This is a genomic window from Mordavella massiliensis, from assembly GCF_016901695.1.
Classification (GTDB): Bacteria; Bacillota; Clostridia; order Lachnospirales; family Lachnospiraceae; genus Claveliimonas; species Claveliimonas massiliensis_A.
The window spans coordinates 1-2,385 of the sequence record NZ_JACJKS010000041.1; the positions used below are offsets into that span (position 1 = coordinate 1).

The 2,385-nt window shown below is 49.0% G+C and carries 1 protein-coding gene and 1 pseudogene; both read right to left on the minus strand.

Translation table 11 applies throughout. The features are described 5' to 3' along the window. Nucleotides 1–236: 236 nt before the first annotated feature. Complete coding sequence (locus H6A20_RS12940) at nucleotides 237–659, minus strand: DUF7768 domain-containing protein (RefSeq protein ID WP_204907513.1); 423 nt, start codon at nucleotides 657–659, stop codon at nucleotides 237–239. Between the two features lie 86 nt (nucleotides 660–745). Then, a pseudogene (locus H6A20_RS12945) lies at nucleotides 746–2,275 on the minus strand (DNA polymerase); the annotation flags it as partial. Between the last annotated feature and the right edge of the window lie 110 nt (nucleotides 2,276–2,385).

Here is a 2,385-nt window from a genome sequence, read left to right on the forward strand (position 1 = left end):
TATAATACAAGCAAGGGCAGAACCTCAAAAAAACAGCTCTGCCCAAGAGTAACTAATGACATATCTTATATCAGTTTTTTGAATTTACACAAAACTTGAAACGGTCTCGCATGTTTAATTTGTACTTTTTCTTGACATAGGACCAGACATTGGCATTTACCACATCGCGGGTGTAGGTTGTAATCTTAGTGCCGTCGAAAAGCTCTCTGCGATTTTCCTTAATTTCATACATAGCGTTAAACCTCCTGACATTCTTCTGTGAAATAGTGCAAGTGATAGTTCTTCCACTTGGCGCGTTTGATTTCTGTTTCCATACCGGATGAGATGCGGCTACCGAACACCCAGACCTCGGCGCATTTGCTCATAAGGGCATTTCCGAAGAAAAGACCAAGCTCACGTTCTTCCGGATTGTCATCGTCAAGGAACTGTGGAAATAGCAGATGCGGCGCGATAGGGATATATCCTTTGTCCACGGCAAAGCGGCTGTAGCGTCTGGCATTAGCTATGTTTTTTTCCACATCTCCGGAAAACGGAGAGCAGATGTAGACGATAGGCCGGAAGGCACGAAGGGACTGCTTTTCATTTGCAGCAATCCGGGAGAGTGCTTCACCTGCAGTTGGGTCGGAATAGCCTTCGCTGTTGCGATAATCGTTACTCACTCAAAAGTCCTCCTTTCCGGGCAGACTTAAAGGCGTCCACCTCCAATTTCCACTGGAGATGAACGCCTGATTTGAGCGGACGATTTTTAATCTTTTTTGTAGAAAGGCGTGATGTAACCGTCTGCGCGGAGCTTCAGGCCTTTTGCCCACGGCGGAGTTCTGCTCATCTGTTCACAGAGAACGTCGAGAGACATGCGAGGGTCTGCTTCGATAACCAGTTCGTCATGGATATGCATGACGATGGAGCAGCAGCGCAGCGTTTTCATAGCATAGCAAAGAATGTCGCGGGAGGTAGCTTGCACGATGTTCTCCACAAATTTCGGCCCGTATGAATCGAGCCGTTCCCACTTCTTTGTGGCTCCGACACCTTCATAGGTGATACACTCGCCGCCGAATTTATTGATACCGACCTTTGGCTTTACATAGGCGAGGTTCCGTCCGGAGGGCAGCGTGATAAAGAGCATCCCGGAGCGGCAGGAGAAGGTAAGTCCGTAGCTGCTGGTTGTGTGTTTATACTTCACAGCCTCTATAACAGCATGGTCGACATCCCACCAGAATTTCACGATGTTAGGGTTAGTCTGCCGCCATGCATCCACCAGCGGAGGGAGCTCATCTTCAGTTAAGCCCATTTCTACAGCGCCCATTGCCTTTAAGGCACCGACTGAGCCGCCGTAGCCGAGAGCCAATTCCGCAATTTTGCCTTTTTGACGCAGGTGGCCGTTAACGCCATGCTTCTCGACCGGGACATGGAACATCTGGCTGGCACTGGCGCAGTAGATGTCGCTTCCGGTTTCAAAGACTTTCTGGCGCCACGTCTCCCCTGCATACCATGTGATGACTCTTGCTTCGATGGCGCTGAAGTCAGAAACATAAAACTGCGTACCGCCCTTCGGGATGAATGCTGTCCGGATCAGCTGGGAGAGCGTGTCTAGTACATCCTCATATAGGAGTTTTATTGCATCGAAGTCTCCGGATTTTACAAGAGCACGTGCAGCAGCCAGATCTGGGAGATGGTTTTGAGGGAGGTTTTGTAATTGTATAAGTCTGCCTGCCCAGCGTCCGGTACGATTCGCTCCGTAAAAGGCGAACATGCCGCGAGCCCTTCCGTCATCACAGACCGCTCGCTCCATCGTCTGGTATTTTTTGACGGAGGATTTGGCAAGCTGCTGTCTGAGCTCCAGAACGGTCTGAAGCTCTGGAGGAGCAGTTTTAATAAGTTCTGCTACCACCTTCTTCCCAAGACTGTCAGTTTCGAGACCGTTGTCGGAGAGCCACTGTTTCATTTGCTGGACGGAGTTTGGATTATCAAGTGCTGTTATATCTTTTATGGCAGCTGTCAGTTCTGACCGAAAACGGGAGTCCATTTCGATGGCTTTCCTTACAAGATCCATGTCGAGCCGGACACCTCTGTCATTGATTTACTGATCGATGTGGTATTCATCCCAGACCTCCTCCGGTACAGGGAACTTGGCAAGACGATCCTTAATGCCGATCTCGGTTTCTACATCTCGGATGTTATATTTTTTAAAGGCCTCCCATTTGTCTGGCGCATGGAAAGGGTGGTTCCTTGTGCGACCGCCGTTTGCTTTCGTCGGAGCGCAGGGAACGGAAAAGTATGGAAGTATCCCAAAGTTTGTGTAAACCTTCAAACTGATGTAAGATAGACTTACCAGTTTGGAGGTTTATTTTATGGCAAGGAAAAAAGATACCCCACAAAAAGCAGCCC